The organism is Paraburkholderia sp. JHI2823 (assembly GCF_038900695.1).
GTDB classification, from domain to species: Bacteria; Pseudomonadota; Gammaproteobacteria; order Burkholderiales; family Burkholderiaceae; genus Paraburkholderia; species Paraburkholderia mimosarum.
The window spans coordinates 57451-79565 of sequence record NZ_JAYMRY010000023.1; the positions used below are offsets into that span (position 1 = coordinate 57451).

The following is a 22115-nucleotide window of genomic DNA, read 5'->3' on the forward strand; positions in this document are numbered from 1 at the left end:
TCAGCTTCCTCCGCCCTGCGAGGGTTGCGGCGCCTGCGCGGGCAGGATCGCCTGGACGTAGGCTTCGCGGTCGAGCAATTGCGCGGCGGTGGCGTCGAGATAGTGCTTGAGTGGGCCCGCCAGCACCGTTGCGGCCACGACGCCCGCGAGCAATAGCGCGCACGCGCCGAGTTTGGCGCGGCTGCCGTGCGGCGCGACATCGGGCACGCCTGTGTAAGCGCGCGATGCGGGGATCGCCCACAAGAGGCGCGTGCCGGTTCGACTCAGCGCGACGATCGAAAGGAGGCCCGAGAGCAGCACGGCGGGCCACAGCACGAAGGCCTGCGAAAGCGGTGTGGCGGCGAGCACCATGGCCTTGCCGAGAAAGCCCGACAGCGGCGGCAGACCGACCGCGCCCACGGCTGCCGCGAGATAGAGCATGCCTGCGGCGTTCGAGGGCCACGGCGCGGGCTTCTTTTCCACATCCACCGCTGTCGGCGGCGTCGTCACCGGCTCCTCGTCGGCCTCGGGCGTGATGGCGGGTGCGGTGGCGTCATCGAGCGATTCGAGCGAAGCGGGTTCGCGCGTTTCGGCGGCGGCCGCCACGGCGACCGGTTCGATTGTTTCGGACTCCAGCGTATCGGCGAGCAGGAACAGCGCGCCCGTGCATAACGTCGTGCTGATGAGATAGTAGAGCAGCGCACTCCATGCGAGCACGGTTTGCAGCGTCACGGCGGCGATCAGCAGGCCAACGGAGACCAGCACGAGAAAGCCCGTCGTCGTCTTGAGGCTCGACACCGCCAGCGCGCCGAGCGCGCCATAGACGATCGTCGCGATCGCGAGCCACCATGCCCAGTCATGCATGAACGCGTCGAGCATGCCGCCCGAGCCCGCGGGACCGCCCGCTGCACCGAACACGAGCGCGTCGCAACGCAGCATCGCGTAGATGCCCACCTTGGTCATGATCGCGAACAGCGCGGCCACCGGCCCGATTGCGCTGCGATACGCCTGCGGCAACCAGAACGACATCGGGAACACGGCCGCCTTGAGGCCGAACACGAGCATGAGCGTCGCGCCCGCGAACCGGGCGAGCGGCAGCGAGGCGACGTCCAGATGCGCGAGGTGCTCACCCATTTCGGCCATGTTGAGCGTGCCCGTGAGCCCGTACAGCACGCCCAGCGCGATCAGGAAGAACGACGAGCCCACGAGGTTCAGCAGCATGTAATGGAGGCCATTGCGCACGCGGCGGCGGCCGCCACCGTGCAGCAGCAGCGCGTAGGAGGCGATCAGCAGCAGCTCGAAGAACACGAACAGATTGAAGAGGTCGCCCGCGAGAAACGCGCCGTTCAGGCCCATCAGCTCGAACTGCACGAGCGCGCGATAGTAGCGCCCGCGCCGCGCGTCCGCGCTCGTCGTGCCGAGCAGACAGCAGCACGCGAGGAGCGCGGTCAGCACGAGCATGAGCGCGCCGAGCCGGTCGATCTGCAGCACGATGCCGAAGGGCGCCGGCCACGCGCCGAGCGCATAGCTGGAAATCCCGCCTTGCGCCGCGTGTTCGGCGAATGCCACCGCGAGCGGCAGCAGCGCGAGCGTGGCAATTACGTTGATCGCACGCTGCAGGCGCTTCGCGCGCAGCGGCAGCGCAACGATCGCGCCGGCGGCAAAGAGCGGGATCAGGATCGGGAGGACGAGAGCGTGGTTCATTCGCCGCGCATCTCCGTGCCGATTCGTTGGCGCGTGCCGCCATCGACATGGTCGGTGCCGTCGATCGCGAGCGCGCGCAGCGCGAGCACGACCGTGAAGGCCGTCATTGCGAAGCCGATCACGATGGCGGTGAGCACGAGCGCCTGCGGCACCGGGTCGGCATATTGTCCGCCTGGCGCGATCACGGGCGGCTTGCCGGTGGAGAGCCGGCCCATGCCGAGCAGGAACAGGTTGACCGCATACGAGAACAGCGTGATGCCGAGTATCACCGGCAGCACGCGCGCGCACAGCAGCAGGTAGATGCCGCAGGCGCAGAGCACGCCGAGCGTTATGGCGAAGGCGGCTTCCATCAGCTTTTCTCCACGTGTTGCATGTCCTTGTCGCGCACGCCCAGATGCGAGACGATCGTGAGCGTCGTGCCGACCACGGCGCCGAGCGCGCCGAGGTCGAACAGCATGGCCGTGCTCAGCTCGATTTCGCCGATCAGCGGCAGATGCAAATGGCCGAACGCGCTCGTGAGGAACGGCTGGCCGAGCACGATCGCACCGGCACCCGTTGCGGCCGCAACGAGAATGCCGAGGCCGGCCAGCGCGCCATAGCTGATGCGGATGCGCGACTCCGTCCACAGCACGCCGCTCGCCACGTATTGCAGCAGGAGCGCGATCGATATCACGAGCGAGGCGATGAAACCGCCGCCGGGCAGATTATGGCCGCGCAGGAAGATGAACACGGCAACGAGCGTGGTGAGCGGCAACATGAGGCGCGCCAGAATGGCGAGCAGCAGGGGGTGCGATTGCGAGGACCACGGCAGGCCGCCCGGCCCGGTGTCGGGCGCTTTCAGGCGCAGGCCGCGCAGCAGCCCCTTCACGGCGAGCCCAGCCACCACCAGCACGCTGATCTCGACCATCGTGTCGAAGCCGCGGAAGTCCACGAGAATCACGTTCACGACGTTGTGACCGCCACTGCCGGGCAGCGCGTTCGCGAGAAAGTACCGGCCCACGCCGGCCACGGGCGCGCGCGTCATGACGGCGTACGCCACCCCGGCGATCATTGCGCCGCCCGCGACGGCGAGCACGGCGTTGCGCAGCCGCGCGGTCAGGGACTCTTGCGCGCGCTGTACGACAGGGAGGAAGTAGATGGCGAGCACGAGCAGCAGCACGGTCACCACTTCCACGGAGATCTGCGTGAGCGCGAGATCCGGTGCGGAAAAGCGCACGAACGCGAGCGTGACGAGCAGCCCGCAGGTGCTCAGCATCACGAGCGCGTAGAGCGTATTCGCGCGAACGAGCACGACACCCACGGCCAGCAGCGCCATCAGCACGAGGCCGATAAGCGTGATCGCGTCGAGCGGGAGTGAACGGTAGGCGCCATCGAGCGAGGGCAGCGCGAGCAGCGCCGCGCCTGGCACGATCAGCATCGCGGCGATCATCCAGGCAAGATACGACGGCAGCGAGCGCGTTTCGAAGAGGCTCACGACAACGGCGGCCGCTTTCTCGAGTTGCTGGACGAAGCGGTCGAAACCTTCGCTCGCGTTCATCTCGGAGAGCCGCGAACGATGATGGCGGAACGCGTCGCGGCGAAAGAAGAACAGCAGCGCGCCGCCGGCGAACGACACGCCGCTCATGAGCAGCGGCAGATTGATGCCGTGCCACAGGCTCAGGCTGTAGGAGGGCACGACGCCGCCCAGCGCGACCCACGCGGCGGAATCGAGCATCCGGCCGATGGTCCGCTCCGGCAGGAGCCCGACCAGCAGACAGATCACGACGAGTATCTCGACGGGCAACTTCATGAAGCGCGGGGGTTCGTGCGGCGGATAGTGCGGGAGGTCGTGCGGCGTCTCGCCGTCGAAGAACACGCCCCACACGAAGCGCAGCGAGTAAGCTACCGAGAGCCCGGCGGCGATGACGGCGAGTGCGGGGATGACCCAGTTGAAATCGCCGAGCAGCCCTTGCGCGAGCGTTTCGCCGAAGAACATCTCCTTCGAGAGGAAGCCGTTGAGCAGCGGCACGCCTGCCATGGCGAGCGACGCCACGCTGGCGAGCACGGCGGTATGCGGCATGAAGCGCCCCAACCCGCGCAGACGGCCAAGGTCGCGCGTGCCGGTTTCGTGGTCGATGATGCCCGCGGCCATGAAGAGCGAGGCCTTGAACACCGCGTGATTGAAGGTGTGAAAGAGCGCCGCGACGGTGGAAAGCTGCGTGTCGAGGCCGAACAGCAGCACGATGAGTCCGAGATGGCTGATGGTCGAATACGCGAGCAACCCCTTGAGATCGCGCTGCACGAGCGCGAGCGCCGCGCCGCTGGTGAGCGTGACGAGGCCGATCAGGCTCGTGGCATAGAAGAACCAGTCGGTGCCTTCGAGCACCGGGTAGAAACGCGCGATGAGGAAAACGCCCGCCTTCACCATGGTCGCCGAATGCAGATAGGCGGAGACGGGCGTGGGCGCCGACATGGCGTGCGGCAGCCAGAAGTGAAACGGGAATTGCGCCGACTTCGTGCAGGCCGCAAAGAGCACGAGCAGCAGAATGGCCGGATAAAGCGGATCGCGCTGGACTGCGCCCGCATGCGCGAGCACCACGCCGAGATCGTAGCTGCCGCATACGCGGCCGAGCAGCAGCACGGCGGCAAGCAGCGCGAGTCCGCCCGCACCCGTGATGGTGAGCGCCATGCGCGCGCCGCGCCGCGCCTCGGGGCGCGACGGCCAGAAACCGATCAGCAGGAACGACACGATGCTCGTGAGTTCCCAGAAGATCACGAGCAGCAGGAGATTGTTCGACAGCACGATGCCGAGCATCGCGCCCATGAAGAGGAGCAGCAGCGCATAGAGGCGCGGCAGCGAATCGCTGCCCGCGAGGTAGTAGCGCGCGTAAATGAAGACGAGCAGGCCGATCGCGAGCACGAGCTGCGCGAACATGAACGAGAGACCGTCGAGCCGCAGCGAGAACGAGAGGCCGAGCTGCGGGATCCATTCGGCCTGCCATTGAAGCACGCCGTGGCTGTCCATGCCCACCCGTTCGCTGCCCAGCAGGCCGAGCCCGAGAAGCGCGGCTGCGAACGCGATCCATGTGCCGGAGGCGGGCGCGTGACGTCCCGCGAACGCGACGAGCGCCGCAGCGACGAACGGTAAAACGACGAGCCACCCCATTGCCATGCGCACTCCCCCGGAATCCCACTGGGCGGCGCGCCGGCGCGCCGCAGTTCACGATCATAGCCGCAATCGGGGACGGAGTTCATTCATGTGGCATGGATGCACACGCGCGGCGCTCCATGCAGTGCAGCGGGTCAGGCGATCTCGCAGAGGGTCTCGCGACGCATCAGCGATTCGAGCGGGTGTGGCGATGGAAAGGCCATTGACGTGGTGGGTGTACGCCTCGCTCAAGCGCATGGCGTCCACGTCAAAGCTGCCCTTCGGCGGGACACGCCGCGCGAAGAGCCGGCTGTATTACGCTCGATCCATCACATCGGCCAGACGAAGGTCTCGTGAGCGCGGGTCGTCTTGCCGATGTCCACCGTGCGCCGTTCGGTATTGCCGTCGTGGCTCGCGGTCACGATGTAGCGGCCATCGGGAATCGAAACGAGCATGAACGGGCCGCGCGTGCGCGTGGAGAGAAGGGGGTTGCCATGCATGTCGGCGATCTTCACGGGGACGTCCGCGAGATACTCGTTGCCGTCCGCCGAGTGCTGCGCGAATTCGAGCGAGAGCGGGTATCGAGGCATCGCCGCCTTGAATGCCGCGGACTGGTCGCTGCCGATGCCGCCCGAGACATACGCGATGTCGCCCATGTGCTGCGCGGGCGGGAGGACGCCGGCGGTCGCGGCCGTGTCGTTTGCGCTTGCGCCGTTCGTCCCGGTTGCCGGGGTAGCCGCCCACGCGCCCGGTGTGCCGACCACCACGGCGAGCGCGAGCGCCGCGCCGATCCACGGAGTTGAACGTGCTTTCATTTTTGACCTCCATCGTTTCGTTGACCGAATGCCGGCGCGAATGCGTGCCGGATGAATAGAGGGTAGGCAGGGCGGCTTAAAAGTGCCTTAAAACAAGGTGTTTTCGCTTCGGCCCGTTGCAGGCGAAAAAGCCGGTGCCCGCATACGGCGGGCACCGGCTTTCATTACGGCGCGTTGCAATAGCGACTTCGCGATTACTGCGGAATCATGCCCGTGAGCACATAGGCCTGTATCAGCGTCACCACGCCCACCACGGCAGCGAAGAACAGGCTGTGACGCAGCGTGAAGCGGAACAGCGACGACTCCTTGCCGACGAGGCCCGTTGCCGCGCACGCCACCGCGATCGACTGCGGCGAGATCATCTTGCCGCTCACGCCGCCCGAGGTGTTGGCCGCCACGAGCAGGGTGTCCGACACGTTGATCTGGTGCGCCGTGGTGTGCTGGAGCGAGCAGAACAGCGCGTTCGACGAGGTATCGGAACCCGTGAGGAAGACGCCGAGCCAGCCGAGGAACGGCGAGAAGAACGGGAACGCGGCACCCGTGCCGGCTAGTGCTAGCGCCAGCGTCGACGACATGCCCGAGTAGTTCGCGACGAACGCGAAAGCGAGCACGAGGCCGATCGAGAGCACGGGGCGGCGCAGCTCGCCGAGCGTCTCGAAGAACGCGGCCACGGCCGCACGCGGCTTCATGCGCAGCAGGATGGCGGAAAGGATCGCCGTGATCATGATCGCGGTGCCCACGGCGGAGAGCCAGTCGAGCTTGAACACGGCCTCATAGGGTTTGGGCGACGCGACGATCGGCGCCGTGCGGACGATGAGCTGATCGAGCCCCGGCACGTGCAGGCTCAGAACGGTGCCGCCGAGCGGCCCCTTCGCTGCGAAGAGCGCCTTGAACGGCTTGACGCTCCACACCGTCACGATGGCGGTGAGCAGGATGAACGGCGACCACGCGCGCACGGTTTGCGCCACGCTGTACGGCGAAGCCTGGCGGCTCGAGGCCGCCACGCGCGAACCGCCGATACCACCGCCGAAGCCGCCGAGCGCCACCGCGCCGCCGCCAACCCGCACGTTCGCGCCTTGCGCGGCACGGCGCGGCTGCCACACCTTGAGGAACGCGGCGAGCGCGACGAGGCTCACGAGCGCCGAGGTGATGTCAGGGAGCTCAGGCCCGATGTGGTTGGACGTGAAGTACTGCGTAACAGCGAAGCTGCCGCCCGCGACGAGTGCGGCGGGCCAAGTTTCCTTGACGCCGCGCTTGCCGTCCATGATGAAGACGAGCCAGAAGGGCACGAAGAGCGACAGTAGGGGCAGCTGGCGGCCCGCCATCGCGCCGATCAGGAACGGGTCGATGCCCGTTACCTGCCCCGCGACGATGATGGGAATGCCCATCGCGCCGAACGCGACCGGCGCGGTGTTGGCGATGAGGCACAGGCCCGCGGCATAGAGCGGCTCGAAGCCGAGGCCGACGAGCAGCGCCGCCGTGATCGCCACAGGCGCGCCGAAGCCCGCCGCGCCTTCCAGGAACGCGCCGAACGAGAAGCCGATCAAGAGCAGTTGCAGGCGCTGGTCATCGGTGATCGAGAGCACCGACGCGCGGATGATTTCGAACTGCCCCGTCTTCACGACGATCTTGTAGAGGAACACCGCCGTGACGATGATCCACGCGATCGGCCAGATGCCGTACGCGAAGCCGAAGCCCGCCGAGGTGAGCGCCTGGCGCACGGGCATGCCGTACTCGAAGATCGCCACGGCGAGGGCGAGCAACAGCGTGATCGCCGCGGCGACGTGGCCCTTCATGCGCAGGCCGGCGAGCGCGACGAAGAAAAACAGAATGGGAACGGCGGCTACGAGCGCGGAAAGCCATAGACTGCCGAGTGGGATATAGGTCTGGTGCCAGGGTTGCACTTCGGTCTCCTCCGATAATGCGGGTAGAAAATGTATCCGTGGTCGTCAGGCATGCTTTGGGATTTGTTTCGCATGCCAGATCAACCGGGCGCTATTGCGGCTGGTCGCGCTCGCGCAGCAGGTCGTGCAGGCTGCGCGGTGCGGGCTTGAGCGGCGTTCGATGCTGGGTCCAGCCCATCTGCTGCGAGGGCGCGAGGCCGCGCAAGCGCGTGACGGCCCAGCGCAGCGCGCGATACGCGCGCGGGTGCGCGAACGCGCCGCTCCAGAAGCGCCAGATGAACTGCTCGCTCCTGCTGTGATTCGCGCCTTGTCCACGCAGCGGATGCGCGACGCTTTCCTCGGGGTCGCGGTTCGCTTCGGTGCGCAGTCGCACGAGCAGTTGCGGAATCGGAATGCGTACCGGACAGACTTCGCCGCACGCGCCGCACAGGCTCGATGCCGTGGGCAGTTCGGCGGTCGCGTCGAGCCCGAGCAGATGCGGCGAGATGATCTTGCCGATCGGGCCCGGGTACGTCGTGCCATAAGCATGCCCGCCAATGCGCGTATACACGGGGCAGTGGTTCATGCACGCGCCGCAGCGGATGCATTGCAGCGTGGCGCGCAATTGCTCGTCGGCGTAAGCCTGGCTGCGGCCGTTGTCGAGCAGGACGAGATGCACGTGGCGCGGGCCGTCTTTTTCGCCTTCGCGGCGCGGGCTGCTGATCAGGTTGAAATACGTCGTGATCGGCTGGCCCGTTGCCGAGCGCGTGAGCAGGCTCGAAAGCGGCACGATGTGCTCGAGCTTCGCCACCACTTTTTCCATGCCCATGATCGCGATATGCACGTCGGGCACCGTGGTGGAAAGGCGGCCGTTGCCTTCGTTCTCCACGAGCCAGAGCGTGCCCGTGTCGGCGGCGGCGAAGTTGACGCCGGAGAGCCCGATCTGCGCATCCACGAAGGCGCGGCGCAGCGCACGGCGGCCCGTTTGAATGAGCGTGTCGACGTCTTCGGTGTACGGCGTATCCGGAATGTGCTCTTCGAAGAGATGCCCGATGTCGCCCTTCGTCTTGTGGATGGCGGGCATGACGATGTGCGAGGGCTTCTCGCCCGCGAGCTGGACGATGTACTCGCCCATGTCGGACTCGATGCAGTCGACGCCGCGCTCCGCGAGGTAATGATTGAGCTCGATTTCCTCGCTCGCCATCGACTTGCCTTTGATCACGCGCGTGGCCGCATGCTGCCGGGCGATGGCGTGAACGATGCGGTTCGCCTCGTCGGCGGTTTCGGCCCAGTGGACCTCGATGCCGTTGGTGCGCAGTCTCGCTTCCAGTTGCTCGAGCAATTCGGGCAGGCGCGCGAGCGCGTGCTGGCGCACCGCTTCGCCGAGGTCGCGCAGGGCTTCGAGCTCGTCGGCTTCGGGGAACTGCGCGGCGCGCTTGCCTTGCAGGAAGTCCATCGCGCCGCGAAAGCTCTTGCGCAGTTGCGGGTCGTCCAGCGCCGCGCGTGCGCGCTGACGGAATTGCTCGGTCGGCACGAAGTGGAGCGTGTTTTCCTGGCCTTGGGCGCGGGGCATCTGCGGGATCGCCGTCATGTTCGTGCTCGTGTTCATTGGGCGGCTCCGGGCTGCGCGCTGGCAACGCCTGTGTCATCGGTCACGATCACGACCCACAGTGCGCGCGGGCCATGCGCGCCATAGGCCGTGGTCTGCTGGATGTCCGAGGTCTTGGACGGTCCAGAGATCATCACGAGATTGGTGGGCATTCCCTCGCTCCAGCGCTCCGCCGCCACGGCGGCATGCAGGTCGGCGTGCAACGTGCGCGCGTGGATCAGCGCGACGTGCAGCGGCGGCACGAGCGAGACCGTGCGCGGCGCGTTCGCGTCGGGCGCGACCACGAGCGTGCCCGTCGCCGCGAGACCCGAACGCGCGACCGTGAAGCCCGCGTCGACGGTGTCGAAGAGTTCGGCTTTCCACTGCTCGATCGGCTGTGCGTAGCTGCGCGCCTGCACGGCGGCGGGGAGCGCTGCCGCGAGCGCCTGGCCTTCGGCGCATGCGGTGTCGAGCAGCAGGCTGCGCACGCCTGCCGCGGCGAGCCGCTGCGCGAGGTCGGCGGCCCAGCTCGCGGTGCAGGCGCGGATCACCTCGGCGTGCGCGGCTTCGAGCATCTGCTGGAACTGGGCGATACGCTCGTTCAGCGCAAGCGGCGCGTGTGCGCGGCGCGCGGCGAAATGCGCGTCGATGCTCGCATCGAGCGCCTCGACCGTCGTGGCAGGCGCAGCCGGCGCGTGGCTGCGCAGGCGTCCTAACATGCGCGAGCGCGCGCTCGTCGTGTCGAGGCTCATGCGGCCTCCCCGCCGGTGCGGCGCCAGAGGAACGAGGCGAGGTGCTCCACGGCGAGGGGCGCGCCTTTGTGCGCCGCCGCGTGGCCGATGTTGAGCAGGCAGCCGCAGTCGGCGGAAACGAGGCGCTCGCAGCCGGTCGCGCAGGCGGAGGCGATCTTGTCGGCGACCATCGCGCCGGAAATGTCGGGATGCTTGAGCGAGAACGTGCCGCCGAAGCCGCAGCACTCCGACTCGCGTTCGTGCTCGATACGCGTGACGCCCGGCAGCGCATCCACGGCTTCGACGCCGTGCACGCGCGTGCCCATCTCGCGCCGTGCCCCGCATGAGGTGTGAAGCACGATGCTTTCAGTGGCCTGCCCGTCGGAACCCTTGGCAGCGTACGCACTGAAATCCACGTTCAGCACGCGCACGAGGAACTCCGTGAGCTCGTACACGCGCTCCGAAAGCGCCGCGGCGCGCCGGGCGTTCGCCGCATCGTCGTCGAACAGCGTGGGCCAGTGGTGGCGCATCATGCCCGCGCACGAGCCCGAGGGCACGATCACGGGCCACGGATTTTCGAAGAGGCCGAGCTGTGCGAGCGCCACCTCGCGCGCCTGGCGCGGGTTGCCGCTGCTGTATGCGGGCTGGCCGCAGCAGCTTTGGCTGCGCGGGAAATGGACCGTGAGGCCTTCGCGTTCGAGCAGCTTCACCGCGTCGAGGCCGGCTTGCGGCACGAACAGGTCGACGAGGCAGGTAGCGAACAGATAGACGTCGGTGGGGCGCTTTGCGCTGGGGTATTGCCGTGGCTTCATGTCTCGCTCCGGTGTCCTGGCGCGTTGGTGCACGCCGTGTAGCGCCCGCTGAGCCTGTGCGACCGCCTGGGTTGGCGGGATCCGCAGCTTGGGGAAGGGCGCTGGTTTGAGCGCATAATTCCCGCTTCGGGCGCGCGGTTCAAACTGGTTGGACCACGGCCGCCCTAGACAGCGAAATTCGGGGACGGCACGGGGTGGCATGGCTATGGCAATGAGGAGCAGGGCAGGCTCGCGCGGACGCGTGGAAACCGTGATGCGCCAGATGGAGACGTCGCTGCTCGACGGCACCTGGCGCGCGGGCACGAAGCTGCCTTCGGAGCGCGTGCTCGCGGTGGAATACGAGGTGGCGCGCAATACGGTGCGCGAGGCGATCCAGCGGCTCGCCGCGCGCGGCCTCGTGCAGAGCCGCCCGGGAGCGGGCGTGTTCGTCACCGACCAGTTGCGCACGGGGTTTGCTTCACCATGGGGACAACTCGTGGCCGATCATCCCGCCTTGCGCGACGACATCCTCGAATTCAGGCGCGTGCTGGAAGGCGCCACCGCCTGGTTCGCGGCGTTGCGCGCGAGCGACGACGAGCTTGCGCGCATCCGCGCGCTGATGGAGGAACTGGAGCGCACGCGCGCAGTGGACGACAAGGCTGCGGAGGCCGACGCCGACGCGAAACTGCACGAGGCGATTGCGCAGGCCTCGCACAACGCGATGTTCCTGCACCTGCATACGAGCGTGCTGGGCGTGTTACGCGAGCACATCACGATCAACGGCACGGGGTTGCGCGTGCAGAACGAGGACGCGCCCGACCGGTTGCTGGAGCAGCACCGGGCGCTGTGCGACGCGATCGCCGCCCGGCGTCCCGAGGAGGCGCGCACGGCGATGCAGACGCACATCGACTTCGTGCGCACGCGGGTAGGCGAGGAGATCGGCTGGCCGGAAAGTGGTCCAACCAGTGGCGATGCGGTGCCGGCGCCGGCGTGGCCGGACAGTGGGCGCAGGACCAGCGGCGGGCGCGCCCCGAAATCGTCGAATGCCACGGATGTCGACGAAACCCGGGAAAAGCGCGCCAGGGGGAGCCGCAGCGCGAGCGCCGCGACGCGCGAAGCGCCGGGGGGACGAACCATGGATGCAACGCGCGCGCGGCGCCGTACACCGTCTGGCGGCACCTGAATCGCTTTTGGCAGGCGACGGTCCCTGCGCTGCGCCAGTACAGCGGCCGTGGCCCGCGAACGCTGCTAAAGTCGGCTGATCGGGCCGCGTAGGCCCAGGCAACGGCTGGAGGGAGACATGAACGAGCGCGCCGCGCAGATCCTGTCGTTGAGCGCCGTGACGCTGACCGTCAGCGACGTCGCACGCTCGGCGCCCTTTTACGCGGCGCTGGGCTTCGTGCGCAAAGCCGGGCCTGCCATGCCGGGCTTCGCATCGTTCGAGCTGGGCGGCGCGGCGGGCGTCTGCTATCTGAACCTGCTCGAAGGTGCGCATGGCGCGGTGAGCGGCTGGGGGCGCGTGATTTTCCACGTCGCCGACGTCGATGCTTTTTACGCCCACGCGCTGGCCGTGGGAGCCCAGCCCGAATTCGCGCCGCGCGACGCGCCGTGGGGTGAGCGCTACTTCCATCTGCTCGATCCGGACGGCCATGAACTGAGCTTCGCGAAGCCGCTCGCGTGAGCCGCCGCGAGGCATTTGAAATATTCGTGACACTCGCCGCGCCGATAGTGGCGCGAGTTGTCAGCATACCGACCAAGGAGAGAGTCGCCATGAATGAAATCGACCGCGCGCTGGACGCCGAACTGCGGGATTCCGAAGTGCATCGCCGTCGGCGACTGGACGAAGAGCTCATCGATGCGTACGACGAAGAACTCGAAATGGAGGTCGACGATCGCCTGCAGGAAAGCGGCCTGCAGATCAGCGACGAGGCGCGCGCGCTGCGCCGGGTCTACTTCCGCGAGCTGATCCGCCTGCAAGGCGAACTCGTGAAGCTGCAGGACTGGATCGTGAGCACGGGGCACCGGCTCGTCGTCATCTTCGAAGGGCGCGACGCGGCGGGCAAGGGCGGCGTCATCAAGCGGATCACGCAGCGCCTGAACCCGCGTATGTGCCGCGTGGCCGCGCTGCCCGCGCCGAACAACCGCGAGCGCACCCAATGGTATTTCCAGCGCTACGTGCAGCATCTGCCGGCGGGCGGCGAAATGGTGCTGTTCGATCGCAGCTGGTACAACCGCGCGGGCGTGGAGCGCGTGATGAACTTTTGCACCGACGATGAATACGAAGAATTCTTCCGCTCGGTGCCCGAGTTCGAAAAGATGCTGGTGAGGAGCGGCATCCAGATCGTCAAGTACTGGTTCTCGATCACGGACGACGAGCAGGAGGTGCGCTTCCAGAGCCGCATCGAAGATCCGCTCAAGCAGTGGAAGCTCTCGCCGATGGACCTCGAAAGCCGCCGCCGCTGGGAGGCCTACACGCACGTGAAGGAGGTGATGCTGCAGCGCTCGCACATTCCCGAGGCGCCTTGGTGGGTCGTGCAGGGCGTGGACAAGAAGCGTGCGCGCCTGAACTGCATTCACCATCTGCTGACCCAGGTGCCGTATCACGAGATCGAGCACCCGCATGTCACGCTGCCGGCGCGCGTGCATCATCCCGACTACATTCGTCAGCCGGTGCCGCAGGACATGTTCGTTCCGGAGATCTATTGAGGCGTTGACGCTTGTGCCGTGCCACGAGGACAACCGCGCTTCCCATCGGGAGAGCGCGGCTTTGCTTTATGCGGTTCGCTCGGGCTCAGAAGAGGTGCTTGAACACCCAGTACAGCGCACCCGCCAGCACGATCGAAGCGGGCAGCGTGAGCACCCACGCCATCACGAGGCTGCGCACGGTGTTCCACTGCAGGCCCGAGCCGTTCGCCGCCATCGTGCCCGCCACGCCCGACGAAAGCACGTGCGTGGTCGAGACCGGCAGGCCATACACGTCCGCCGCGCCGATCGTCACCATCGCCACGACCTCGGCGCAGCCGCCCTGGCCGTAAGTCAGATGCTGCTTGCCGATGCGCTCGCCCACCGTCACCACGATGCGTTTCCAGCCCACCATCGTGCCGAGGCCGAGCGCGATCGCCACGGCCACTTTCACCCACGTAGGGATGAACTTGGTCGCGTGGTCGATCTGCTTGCGGAAGTTGAGGACCGCCTTCGCGTCCTCGGCCGGGAAGGGCACGGCCTTCTGCTTGTCGATCAGGCGGATCGCTTCGGAAACCACGTACATGTTGTTGCGCACGTTGTCGACGACCGATTGCGGCACCGCCGCAAGCGAGCCGTAGCCGCGAACCTGCTCCGCCACCTGGTTCGACAGCGCGGCGAGCGCGGGCACCGTCGTGCTGGAGAGCGAGCGTGTGCCGATGAAGCGCTCCACTTCGCCGCGCGAGTCGGCCGGTGCGGCCACGCCGTTCGTGTAGCGCTCGAGCGCGCGGGTGGCGTCGTGCGCAACGGCGATGAAGGTTTGCGTCTGCTCGGCCGTCACGGCGCGGTTCAGCGCATAGGCGGTCGGCACCGTGCCGATCAGGATCAGCATGATGAGGCCCATCCCTTTCTGACCGTCGTTCGAGCCGTGTGCGAAGGAAACGCCCGTGCAGGTGAGGATGAGCAGCGCGCGGATCCAGAACGGCGGCGGCTCCTTGCCCTTCGGCTCGGCGTAGAGCGCCGGCACGCGCACGACGGCTTTCAGGATCAGCAGCAGCAAGCCGGCCAGCAGAAAACCGATGATCGGCGAAAAGAGCAGCGACTTGCCCACGCCCAGCGCCTGGCTCCAGTCCACGCCGCTCGTGCCATTCGCGCCGTGCATGAGCTGGTTCATGAGACCCACGCCGATGATCGAGCCGATGAGCGTATGCGAGCTCGACGACGGCAGTCCGAAATACCACGTGCCCAGATTCCAGATGATCGCGGCAATGAGCAGGGCGAACACCATCGCGAAGCCCGCGCTGCTGCCCACCTGCAGAATCAGCTCGACCGGCAGCAGTTGCAGGATGCCGAAAGCCACCGCGCCCGTCGACAGGAGCACGCCCAGAAAATTCCACGCGCCCGACCAGACCACGGCGACGTTGGGCGAAAGCGAATGCGTATAGATCACGGTTGCGACCGCATTCGCGGTATCGTGGAAGCCGTTCACGAACTCGAAGCCGAGCGCGATGAGGAGCGCGATGCCAAGCAGGAGCCACGGGAGCGCAGAGCTTTCGCGCACGGGCGAGAGGTCACTCGCGAGATTCATCCCGACGTACACCGCGCCGGCGGCGACGACGATCAGGAAGACGAGCAGGCTGACGTTGCGCCCGCGCGCCGGGGCGGTGTCCGGTTGCGGTGACAGGGAAAGATCTGGCATGGCAGTCGGACTCCCGGGGTGAAGACGGACAGAGGTTCGTTACCGATCGTGAACCGCTGAGGTGTCGGTTTGATGACGGTTTTGTGCCACCCATGCCCTATCAATCGTGATCGAGGGTTAGCGCAGATGCCAAAACGGGTTCTTTCGCTGCGTATTCTGATGCGTCGATGGGCCGTCGCGCGGGCGAGGGCGGCGACGCGCCTGATCGGCAACCATCCCTTCTTCGCCGGGCTTTCCGGCACGCTCATCGCGACGGTGATGGCTGTGCTGACTTACGCGGCGATCTATGCGGGCCGCGCCGAAGCGCTGCGCCACGCGGCCGACAACTCGCGCAACGTCGTCCAGCTCATCAGCAACGACATTGCGCGCAATGTGGAGATCTACGATCTGTCGCTGCAAGCCGTGGTCGCGGCGGCCCGTCAACCGGCGACCTGGCAGATGCCCGAGGCGCTGCGCTACCGCATGTTGTTCGACCGGGCGACGGCGGCGTCGAACCTGGGCGGCGCCTATGTGATCGACGCCGAGGGCCACGTGAAAGCGTCGCAGAGCAGCGTGGCCGAGCCCATGGCGGGTAGCGTCTCGTTCGCCGACCGCGATTACTTCATCGCGGAGCAGCGCGACGCGCACGCGGGGCTCTTCTTCTCCAGGCCGTACCGTTCGCGCCTGCGCGGCGGCTTGCTCACCATCGGCCTCACGCGCCGCATCGACGCGCCCGATGGCGCGTTCGCGGGCGTTGCGCTGCTCGGCGTGCGCCTCGACTATTTTCAGCAGTTGCTGGAGCGCGTCGACCTGGGGCCGGGCAGCAATCTGTTCATCCTCATGCACGACGGCACGCTGCTCGCGAGCAAGCCGGCACTGCCGCAGGGCGCCGGGGCGAATGAGTCGGGCTTGCCGAATTACGCGGTCTTTGCCCGGCATGGCGACGCGCGAGGTGGCGACGCCCGGCGTAGCGACGCCCGACACGATGGCGGCACGTTCACGTCGCGTTCGGCGCTCGACGGCGTGGAGCGCATCTACACCTTTGCGCACGTGGACAACTCGCCGTTCATCGTCGTCGCGGCGCCCGCCGTGCAGGATGTGCTTGCCGAGTGGCGGCGGCGCAGCGGTATCGCGCTCGTGATGACTACGGTGTTCGGCGGCGCGTGGGTCGTGGTTTCGTGGATGCTCGCGTTCGCGCTGCGCGGCAAGGTGCGGGCCGAGGCGGAGCTTACGCGCCTCGCGGTGACGGACCCGCTCACGGGCCTTCCGAACCGGCGCGCACTCGACATGCGTCTCGCGGAGGAATGGCGGCGCGCGGTGCGCGAGCGCACGCCGTTGTCGCTGTTGTTCTTCGACATCGATCATTTCAAGCTCTTCAACGACACGTACGGCCACGCCGCCGGAGACGAAGTGCTGACTTTCGTGGCCGAGCGCATTGCTTCGGGATCGCGGCGCGCGACGGACCTGGCCGCCCGCATTGGCGGCGAGGAGTTCGCCGTGGTGCTGCCGGGCACGCCGCTAGACGCCGCGACGGGCATCGCGGAGAAGATCCGCAAAGGCATCGAGTCGGCCAATCTCACGCTGAGCGGTACGCAACGCGGGTGCGTGACGGTCAGCGCGGGGTGCGCGAGCTGCAATCCGCCGGAAGGCGGCAGCGGCGCGCAACTGCTGGCCGCCGCCGACCGCCTGCTCTACGAGGCCAAGGACGCGGGCCGCAATCAGGTCCGGTCGCAGCAGTGGACGGGCGAGACGGTGCAGCCGCTGGTGGACTCCGCAGCCGGAGCCCGAGGCGCGAGGCGCCCCAGCGCGATGCGACCTGATGCCACCTGATGCCACGCGATGCGACTATGCAACCTGCGGCAGCCCAAGGCGCGCCGCCTTGTGAGCGGCGCGCGGCGCCGGGCCGCGCCGGTCAGCGGGCCGATTTCGACAGCCGGTGGCCGAGGCCGAGGTTCGAGACGATCTGCCAGGTATAGACGCGCGAATAGTGCACGCCGAACTGGCGGCCGATCAGCTCGCGCACGCGGCTGTTGGTCCATGCGTCGCTCGGGAAGCCGTGGTCGCGCGCGGAGCCGTGCAGGGCGCTCGCGATCCAGCCTAGCGCGGCTTGATCGAGTACCGAAGGTCGGCCGCCCACGCTCATCTGCTGGAGCGCGGCGAGACCGCCGTCCTCGACGATCGACTTATAGCGCCTCACCGTCTGGGCGGAAAGGTGCAATGAATCGGCGACGGAATTCACCGTCGCGCCTTCCATCAACATCTGGCCGGCGGCCATTCTTCTCGCGACGCTCGGCAGGTTCTCGGTTCGGGTAAGCATGTGTTCACTCGTCGACGAAAGATTCCGGTCATGCGGCAATGAGGACGTGCCGCTCCTGTAACCCTTTTCCTGCATGCGGGTCTTGTCGCTTGCCATGGCTCCCGCGCGGGTGCGGTGACGCGAGAAACCATGACGGACGGCGAAATCGACGCCCGGACAAAGGGCGCATTCTGCGAAACGCCTCCGTGTTCCGCAGCGGATATTAATAATTGTTTTTGTAGGGAATGTGTATAGCTAGCGGAAAAATAGTCTGCTTGACTTGTGGATAATCCTGAACTAATGAGAAAAATCAACCGACCCGGATCGCTCAACAATGGGCGTGGCCGTTTCCCGTTTGATGGTGCAATGCGATCCTTCCTTCGCGGGCCGCGCTATAGCTTGACTGTTTCGCTCAAGGATTCAACCCCGAGCCGTTTTGTATGAGTAATCGCGCGATTCGGGACGTGTCCCGCGAGGTCCGTCGCCATTCAATGCGAATTAAATATAGGCGATGCATTTTTAAAGATGTTTGTTAGCGTTTCTTGCATGCTGTGACATATTGACGGACTAATGATCAATGCGGGTAAATGTGGGGCAGTTTCAGGGAGCGATTTGATTTTTCTGTGCAAAATGGTTTTGGCAAATCCATGGAATCGATTTCAATGCGGATTGGATTCGTTCGAAATGAACGAAACACGTCGGATTCGCATCGCCCCGGGAACCGGGTGGGGCTGATTATGCGGTACTGCCATTGATGGTCCACCGAAGGAGACCTCCCATGATGTTGCGCTATCGTTCGTCCTCGCCGTTGCTCGGCGCGCTGCTCGTGCTTGCCCTTGGCGTGTCGCCGAACGTGCCGCTGCGTGCGCAGACGGCATCGGAAGCCGCGCCCGAGAGTGCGCCAGGCGCCACGCTCCAGATCGGCGAAGTCCAGACTACGGCAAAAGTCGTGAGCATCGATGCCGCCAACAATGCGGTCACATTGCGCGGCGCGCGCGGCAAGCAGGTGACGGTCACGGTCGATCCCACGGTGGGCGACGTGAGCAAGCTCAAGCCCGGCGACGAAGTGAAGATCCTCTACAAGGAGGCGCTGCTGCTGCGTGCCGACAAGGTGGCGACGAGGGGCATACGCTCGCGCGTCGATACGGTCGCTACCACGCCCGCTTCCGGTGGCGTTGCGGCGACCGCGCGCAGCGTGCAGGTGGTCGCGACGGTGGAGAAGATCGATCGCAAGAGCCGCAAGGTCGCGTTGCGCGGGCCGAATCGCACGGTCGTGGTGGTGGCGCCGCCGGACGTGCCGCTCGAGTCGATCAAGGTGGGTGACAGCATTCGCGCCGACTATGTGGGCGCGACGGCGGTGCAGGTCACGCGCGGTGGCCAGCCCGTGCAGTGAGGTGACGCCGGAGTGCGCCTGATCGAGTGGCGTTGCGCGCTTTGGCCTCGGTGCCGCTGCCGAAGCGCGCTAATCAACGCCAGGCGAATCCCAGGCGAACCCCAGGCGACGCTAATCGACGCGATTGCGATCGCGCACGAGGATGGTGACGTAAATCGCCGTACAGACGATGATGACCGCCACGCCGGTGATGACCTTCTGGCGGTCGAAGTTGATGAGGCCGACCACCGCGATGGCAATGCCGGCGGCAGAGCCAAGCGTGCCCATGGCCGCCACGAAAATGCGCATCTTGCTCCACACGCGATGGCGTCGCTCGGGACCTGCGCCTTCGATAAACCGATGCAGTCGATCAAACATGGCGTCTTTTCCGGTAGGGTAATGGGCGGCCATGCAGGCGCGATTGAACGAGCGGCCAGACCCAAAACGAATTATAGCGAGCCCATTATCACGCGTTCATTCGCTTTTCAGTGTCACCGCGCCGGAATTCTTGATCGTTTTTTGCGCGCGTTTAAGTTTGTCTTAATTTTGGGTCGCCATGATCGGCTCGTCGGGTCGCTTCGATAGTTCGATTCGATAGTTCGATTCGCAGTTGTTCTTCACGTCCCCTGTTGGCCGCCGAAAAGTTCGGCGGCTTTTTTTTGCGTGCGGTTCGGGTTTGCCGGCGTCGAGCCGCGCGCTTGCCACGTTGCTCGACGCCGCGTTCCGGCAAGCGCTATTTGTGGTTGGTCGCCAGCGCGCCCGCGCTGTTGGCGCCGCCGAAAAGCTGCGTCAGGTATTGCTGGCTCTGGTTCATCATCGACATCAGCGTATTGAGCGCGGTGAACTGGCGGTTGAATTGCGCGGTGAGCTGAGTGGCGCGCGCATCGAGCGTGGCCGCTTGCTTCCTGGTGTCCTCGATCTCCTTGTTGATCGCCGTGCTGCGCCGCTCGATGATGCCGCTCGACTGCACGTAGGGCGTGATGGCGCTGTTCATCTTCGCGGCCATGCCGTCACTGCGGAACAGCGCGGCAATGGCACTGTTGCCCGGTTGCAGCGCTGTCTTGAACGTCTCGTCGTCGATCTCCAGCTTGCCGCTCTTGTCGAGCTTTATGCCGAGCTCGCCTAGCGAATGGCGCGTGCCGTCGCTGCCCTTCGCACCCGCCGCAACGACCGCGGGCAGCGCCGCCGCGAGCGTGCGCGCAATCGAGTCGCCGAGCAGCGCGCCCGCCTGCGCGCCAGTCGAGCCCGTGCCGGCCGTGTAGGAGGTCAGCCCGTTGAGGGCATCGACATAGCTGTTGTACGCCTTCACGAAATTGCGGATAGCGGTGCCCGTCGCTTCGGTGTCGGGCGCAATGGTGAGCGTCTGCTTCGTGCCCGCCGAGGCGCTTTCGAGCTTGATCGTGAGCCCGCTGACCACGTCCTCCAGCGTGTTGCTCGCGCTCGTCGCGCGGGTGCCGTCGATGCGCACTTCGGCGTCGCCGGCCGCCACGACTTCGCGCATTTGTGCGGACCCAAGGCGCGCGTCGACACCCGACCCCGGCGTCACCTCGATGGCGTTGACCACGCCCGTCTTGTTCGAGGTCAGCACGAGATGCTGGCCGTCCGAGCCGTTGATGACCGACGCCGTGACGCCCGGATTATCCTTCGCCCGGTTGATCGCCGCGGCGACGTCCGTGAGCGTGTTGCTGCCCGCGGCGAGGGTCAGGCGCATGGCGCTGCCGCCCACCGAGATGTCGAGGCTCCCCTCGCCGAGCGTCTCGCTGGTGTCGAATGCATCCGAGGCAAGTTTGTGCGCCGTCGCCAGATGATCGACTTCCACGGTGAAGCGGCTCGCCACGGCGCCCTTGCCGGCCACCGCGCTCAAACCTTTGTCTTTCTCGCTCGTCGCGACGGTGAAGCGTTGCAGCGCGGCGCCGTCCTTGAACGGTTCGAGTGTGGTCTGAAGCGAGGCGAGCGCCGACTTCAGCGTGCCGAGCGCCGACAGCGTCGTGTTGCTGGCGTTTTGCTTCGCGACGAGGATCGCGCTCGGCCCTGCGATCTTCGCATTGACGAGCGCCTTGACGAGCTGGTTGACGTCGAGCGAGGAGTGGGTGGCGCCGCTGATGATCGATTGCGCGGCGTCGCTCAAGGCGCTGTTCGCGCTGGCAATCGTGGCGTTGGTGGCGTTGGTGGTGTTCGTGATCGTGCTTGCCATGAAAGAGGTCCGTTCGTTCCTGGTGCGTCGGATCGACGGGACGCGCGATTGCGCGGCCATGCTTTCATTACGGCAAGCTTGCTGGAAACTTTATGTAAGTAGCGAAAGTAAGTTGAAAGAATCACGCGCTTCGTCGCGCGGCATCGCGCGCGACGCGGCCTCAGACGTGCTCCGGAAATCCCGCGCGGCCCTGCGTGAGGTCGCGCAGCGCGTCGCGGGCGGTGCCAATGGCGCTGGCGGGCAACTGGATCGTGAGGCGGACGGTCATCGTGTACTGACTCTCGACGAGCGCGAATTGCGCCTGCTCGATCCAGTGGCGAACGCGGGTTTCGTCGGGGTAGCCCATCTCGACGGTAAGGCGCGCCTGCTCGATGCGTTCGACGCGCACGGCTCCATGCAACGCGCTGGCGATGGCGTCGGTATAGGCCCGCACGAGGCCGCCCGCGCCGAGCTTCACGCCGCCGTAGTAGCGAACCACGGCGGCGAGCACACCGTCGAGGTCGTGGTGGCGCAGGACTTCGAGGATCGGCCGTCCCGCGGTGCCCGAAGGTTCGCCGTCGTCCGACATGCCGGACTGGCCGCCCGCGAGCAGCGCCCAGCAGACGTGCGTGGCGGTGGGGTGTTCGTCGCGCAGACGGTGTATTTCCGCCATGGCCGCTTCGCGGTTGGCAACGGGAATGGCGTGCGCGATGAAACGGCTCTTGCGGATCTCGAGTTCCGCGCTGACGGGATGGGCGAGCGTGAAAGTAGGCACAGGCGGGTTGGTACGGCAGGTGGGTGACGCGGGCTAAGCCACCATGTTAACCGATGCGCACGGGCGGCTTTCCTCGTCCGTCCCCCTATCGTGCCAATTTATGTAAGGGTTTCTTGCGCCAGGTGCTAGTGACGCACCGGCCTTGTGGCCTGATAATGCTCGCCATGACGGATCTAGCTCTGGCTGGAGCGAAGCCGAACTCCTCATTCGGTGATCCGTCATATCCCTTCTCTCGCGGCGCCGTTCCGGCGCCGACGCGCAAGCCTCCCATCGCCCACGCCCGTCGGACGAATAGCCAGGCGCCAGGCGTGCAAAAAAATCCCCGGTCGGAATGTCTCACGACCGGGGTTACAAGGCTCGCCTGTTCTCAAGAGGCAGTTGCACCTTACGTCCGCAAAATGGTTGGCGCAATCGGAAAAAAAACCTGGTGCGCGTGGCGCCTGAAGCGCGCTAGTGTCCGGCGTTGCGCCGCCGCGAGCGCGCAAAAAATCCCGGCCATCGCTGCCGGGCAATGAGAATAC

At 66.4% G+C, this 22115-nt stretch carries 17 protein-coding genes and 1 pseudogene; 5 read left to right on the top strand and 13 right to left on the bottom strand.

The window, feature by feature from the left end; genetic code table 11:
• The 8 genes from VSR34_RS23215 to VSR34_RS23250 form a co-directional block, all read right to left on the bottom strand.
• Nucleotides 1–1683, bottom strand: coding sequence for a monovalent cation/H+ antiporter subunit D (locus VSR34_RS23215; protein ID WP_342963667.1), 1683 nt, complete (start codon nt 1681–1683; stop codon nt 1–3).
• Nucleotides 1680–2033, bottom strand: a complete 354-nt coding sequence (locus VSR34_RS23220; RefSeq protein ID WP_342963668.1) for a Na+/H+ antiporter subunit C — start codon at nt 2031–2033, stop codon at nt 1680–1682. Before VSR34_RS23220 ends, VSR34_RS23215 begins: the two co-directional genes overlap by 4 nt.
• On the bottom strand, nt 2033–4834 hold the full coding sequence (locus VSR34_RS23225; protein WP_342963669.1) for a monovalent cation/H+ antiporter subunit A: 2802 nt from the start codon (nt 4832–4834) through the stop codon (nt 2033–2035). Before VSR34_RS23225 ends, VSR34_RS23220 begins: the two co-directional genes overlap by 1 nt.
• A 305-nt stretch (nt 4835–5139) precedes the next feature.
• Nucleotides 5140–5625: a hypothetical protein gene (locus tag VSR34_RS23230; protein WP_063625062.1), complete on the bottom strand. Its 486-nt coding sequence runs from the start codon at nt 5623–5625 to the stop codon at nt 5140–5142.
• A 194-nt stretch (nt 5626–5819) separates the two neighbouring features.
• Nucleotides 5820–7529 carry a lactate permease LctP family transporter gene (locus tag VSR34_RS23235; protein WP_342963670.1) on the bottom strand — a complete coding sequence of 570 codons (1710 nt, stop codon included), beginning with the start codon at nt 7527–7529 and terminating at the stop codon, nt 5820–5822.
• Nucleotides 7530–7620: 91 nt separating this feature from the next.
• The gene (locus VSR34_RS23240; protein WP_028209632.1) at nt 7621–9081 is read right to left on the bottom strand and encodes a LutB/LldF family L-lactate oxidation iron-sulfur protein; all 1461 of its coding nucleotides are present in this window, start codon (nt 9079–9081) and stop codon (nt 7621–7623) included.
• Between the two features lie 32 nt (nt 9082–9113).
• Nucleotides 9114–9848, bottom strand: a complete 735-nt coding sequence (locus VSR34_RS23245; RefSeq protein ID WP_342963671.1) for an LUD domain-containing protein — start codon at nt 9846–9848, stop codon at nt 9114–9116.
• Nucleotides 9845–10639, bottom strand: coding sequence for a (Fe-S)-binding protein (locus VSR34_RS23250; RefSeq protein ID WP_028209631.1), 795 nt, complete (start codon nt 10637–10639; stop codon nt 9845–9847). Before VSR34_RS23250 ends, VSR34_RS23245 begins: the two co-directional genes overlap by 4 nt.
• A gap of 253 nt (nt 10640–10892) precedes the next feature.
• Here VSR34_RS23250 and VSR34_RS23255 point away from each other — a divergent pair.
• The 3 genes and pseudogenes from VSR34_RS23255 to ppk2 all read left to right on the top strand — a co-directional run.
• Nucleotides 10893–11546 (top strand): annotated as a pseudogene (locus VSR34_RS23255) (FadR/GntR family transcriptional regulator); the annotation flags it as partial.
• A gap of 372 nt (nt 11547–11918) precedes the next feature.
• Nucleotides 11919–12299, top strand: coding sequence for a VOC family protein (locus VSR34_RS23260; protein WP_036017664.1), 381 nt, complete (start codon nt 11919–11921; stop codon nt 12297–12299).
• 89 nt (nt 12300–12388) lie between these two features.
• A complete protein-coding gene (gene ppk2, locus VSR34_RS23265; RefSeq protein ID WP_028209629.1) occupies nt 12389–13324 on the top strand; it encodes a polyphosphate kinase 2 in 936 nt (311 codons plus the stop codon).
• 85 nt (nt 13325–13409) lie between these two features.
• Here the strand turns inward: ppk2 and VSR34_RS23270 are convergent, their stop codons facing one another.
• Nucleotides 13410–14999 (bottom strand): inorganic phosphate transporter, encoded by a 1590-nt coding sequence (locus tag VSR34_RS23270; RefSeq protein WP_028230651.1) that lies wholly within the window; start codon nt 14997–14999, stop codon nt 13410–13412.
• 126 nt (nt 15000–15125) lie between these two features.
• On the opposite strand from VSR34_RS23270, the gene VSR34_RS23275 reads away from it, so the two are divergent.
• On the top strand, nt 15126–16808 hold the full coding sequence (locus tag VSR34_RS23275) for a diguanylate cyclase (protein WP_063625061.1): 1683 nt from the start codon (nt 15126–15128) through the stop codon (nt 16806–16808).
• Between the two features lie 82 nt (nt 16809–16890).
• On the opposite strand, the gene VSR34_RS23280 is transcribed toward VSR34_RS23275, so the two are convergent.
• On the bottom strand, nt 16891–17295 hold the full coding sequence (locus tag VSR34_RS23280) for a helix-turn-helix domain-containing protein (protein WP_028209627.1): 405 nt from the start codon (nt 17293–17295) through the stop codon (nt 16891–16893).
• Nucleotides 17296–18052: 757 nt separating this feature from the next.
• On the opposite strand from VSR34_RS23280, the gene VSR34_RS23285 reads away from it, so the two are divergent.
• Entirely contained in the window at nt 18053–18667 is a 615-nt protein-coding gene (locus VSR34_RS23285) for a hypothetical protein (protein ID WP_028209626.1), read from the top strand.
• A 111-nt stretch (nt 18668–18778) separates the two neighbouring features.
• On the opposite strand, the gene VSR34_RS23290 is transcribed toward VSR34_RS23285, so the two are convergent.
• From VSR34_RS23290 to VSR34_RS23300, 3 genes are all read right to left on the bottom strand, one after another.
• Nucleotides 18779–19024 carry a DUF2964 family protein gene (locus VSR34_RS23290; protein ID WP_042288352.1) on the bottom strand — a complete coding sequence of 82 codons (246 nt, stop codon included), beginning with the start codon at nt 19022–19024 and terminating at the stop codon, nt 18779–18781.
• 355 nt (nt 19025–19379) lie between these two features.
• Nucleotides 19380–20840: a flagellar filament capping protein FliD gene (fliD, locus tag VSR34_RS23295; RefSeq protein ID WP_036017663.1), complete on the bottom strand. Its 1461-nt coding sequence runs from the start codon at nt 20838–20840 to the stop codon at nt 19380–19382.
• 160 nt (nt 20841–21000) lie between these two features.
• Nucleotides 21001–21594 carry a YigZ family protein gene (locus tag VSR34_RS23300; protein ID WP_028209623.1) on the bottom strand — a complete coding sequence of 198 codons (594 nt, stop codon included), beginning with the start codon at nt 21592–21594 and terminating at the stop codon, nt 21001–21003.
• Nucleotides 21595–22115 lie beyond the last annotated feature (521 nt).

Coding starts and splice junctions, on each gene's coding strand:
- VSR34_RS23215 (WP_342963667.1), bottom strand. CDS start 1,683: ATGAACCACGCTCTCGTCCTCCCGATCCTGATCCCGCTCTTTGCCGCC.
- VSR34_RS23220 (WP_342963668.1), bottom strand. CDS start 2,033: ATGGAAGCCGCCTTCGCCATAACGCTCGGCGTGCTCTGCGCCTGCGGC.
- VSR34_RS23225 (WP_342963669.1), bottom strand. CDS start 4,834: ATGGCAATGGGGTGGCTCGTCGTTTTACCGTTCGTCGCTGCGGCGCTC.
- VSR34_RS23230 (WP_063625062.1), bottom strand. CDS start 5,625: ATGAAAGCACGTTCAACTCCGTGGATCGGCGCGGCGCTCGCGCTCGCC.
- VSR34_RS23240 (WP_028209632.1), bottom strand. CDS start 9,081: ATGCCCCGCGCCCAAGGCCAGGAAAACACGCTCCACTTCGTGCCGACC.
- VSR34_RS23245 (WP_342963671.1), bottom strand. CDS start 9,848: ATGAGCCTCGACACGACGAGCGCGCGCTCGCGCATGTTAGGACGCCTG.
- VSR34_RS23250 (WP_028209631.1), bottom strand. CDS start 10,639: ATGAAGCCACGGCAATACCCCAGCGCAAAGCGCCCCACCGACGTCTAT.
- VSR34_RS23260 (WP_036017664.1), top strand. CDS start 11,919: ATGAACGAGCGCGCCGCGCAGATCCTGTCGTTGAGCGCCGTGACGCTG.
- ppk2 (WP_028209629.1), top strand. CDS start 12,389: ATGAATGAAATCGACCGCGCGCTGGACGCCGAACTGCGGGATTCCGAA.
- VSR34_RS23270 (WP_028230651.1), bottom strand. CDS start 14,999: ATGCCAGATCTTTCCCTGTCACCGCAACCGGACACCGCCCCGGCGCGC.
- VSR34_RS23275 (WP_063625061.1), top strand. CDS start 15,126: ATGCCAAAACGGGTTCTTTCGCTGCGTATTCTGATGCGTCGATGGGCC.
- VSR34_RS23280 (WP_028209627.1), bottom strand. CDS start 17,295: ATGCTTACCCGAACCGAGAACCTGCCGAGCGTCGCGAGAAGAATGGCC.
- VSR34_RS23285 (WP_028209626.1), top strand. CDS start 18,053: ATGATGTTGCGCTATCGTTCGTCCTCGCCGTTGCTCGGCGCGCTGCTC.
- VSR34_RS23290 (WP_042288352.1), bottom strand. CDS start 19,024: ATGTTTGATCGACTGCATCGGTTTATCGAAGGCGCAGGTCCCGAGCGA.
- fliD (WP_036017663.1), bottom strand. CDS start 20,840: ATGGCAAGCACGATCACGAACACCACCAACGCCACCAACGCCACGATT.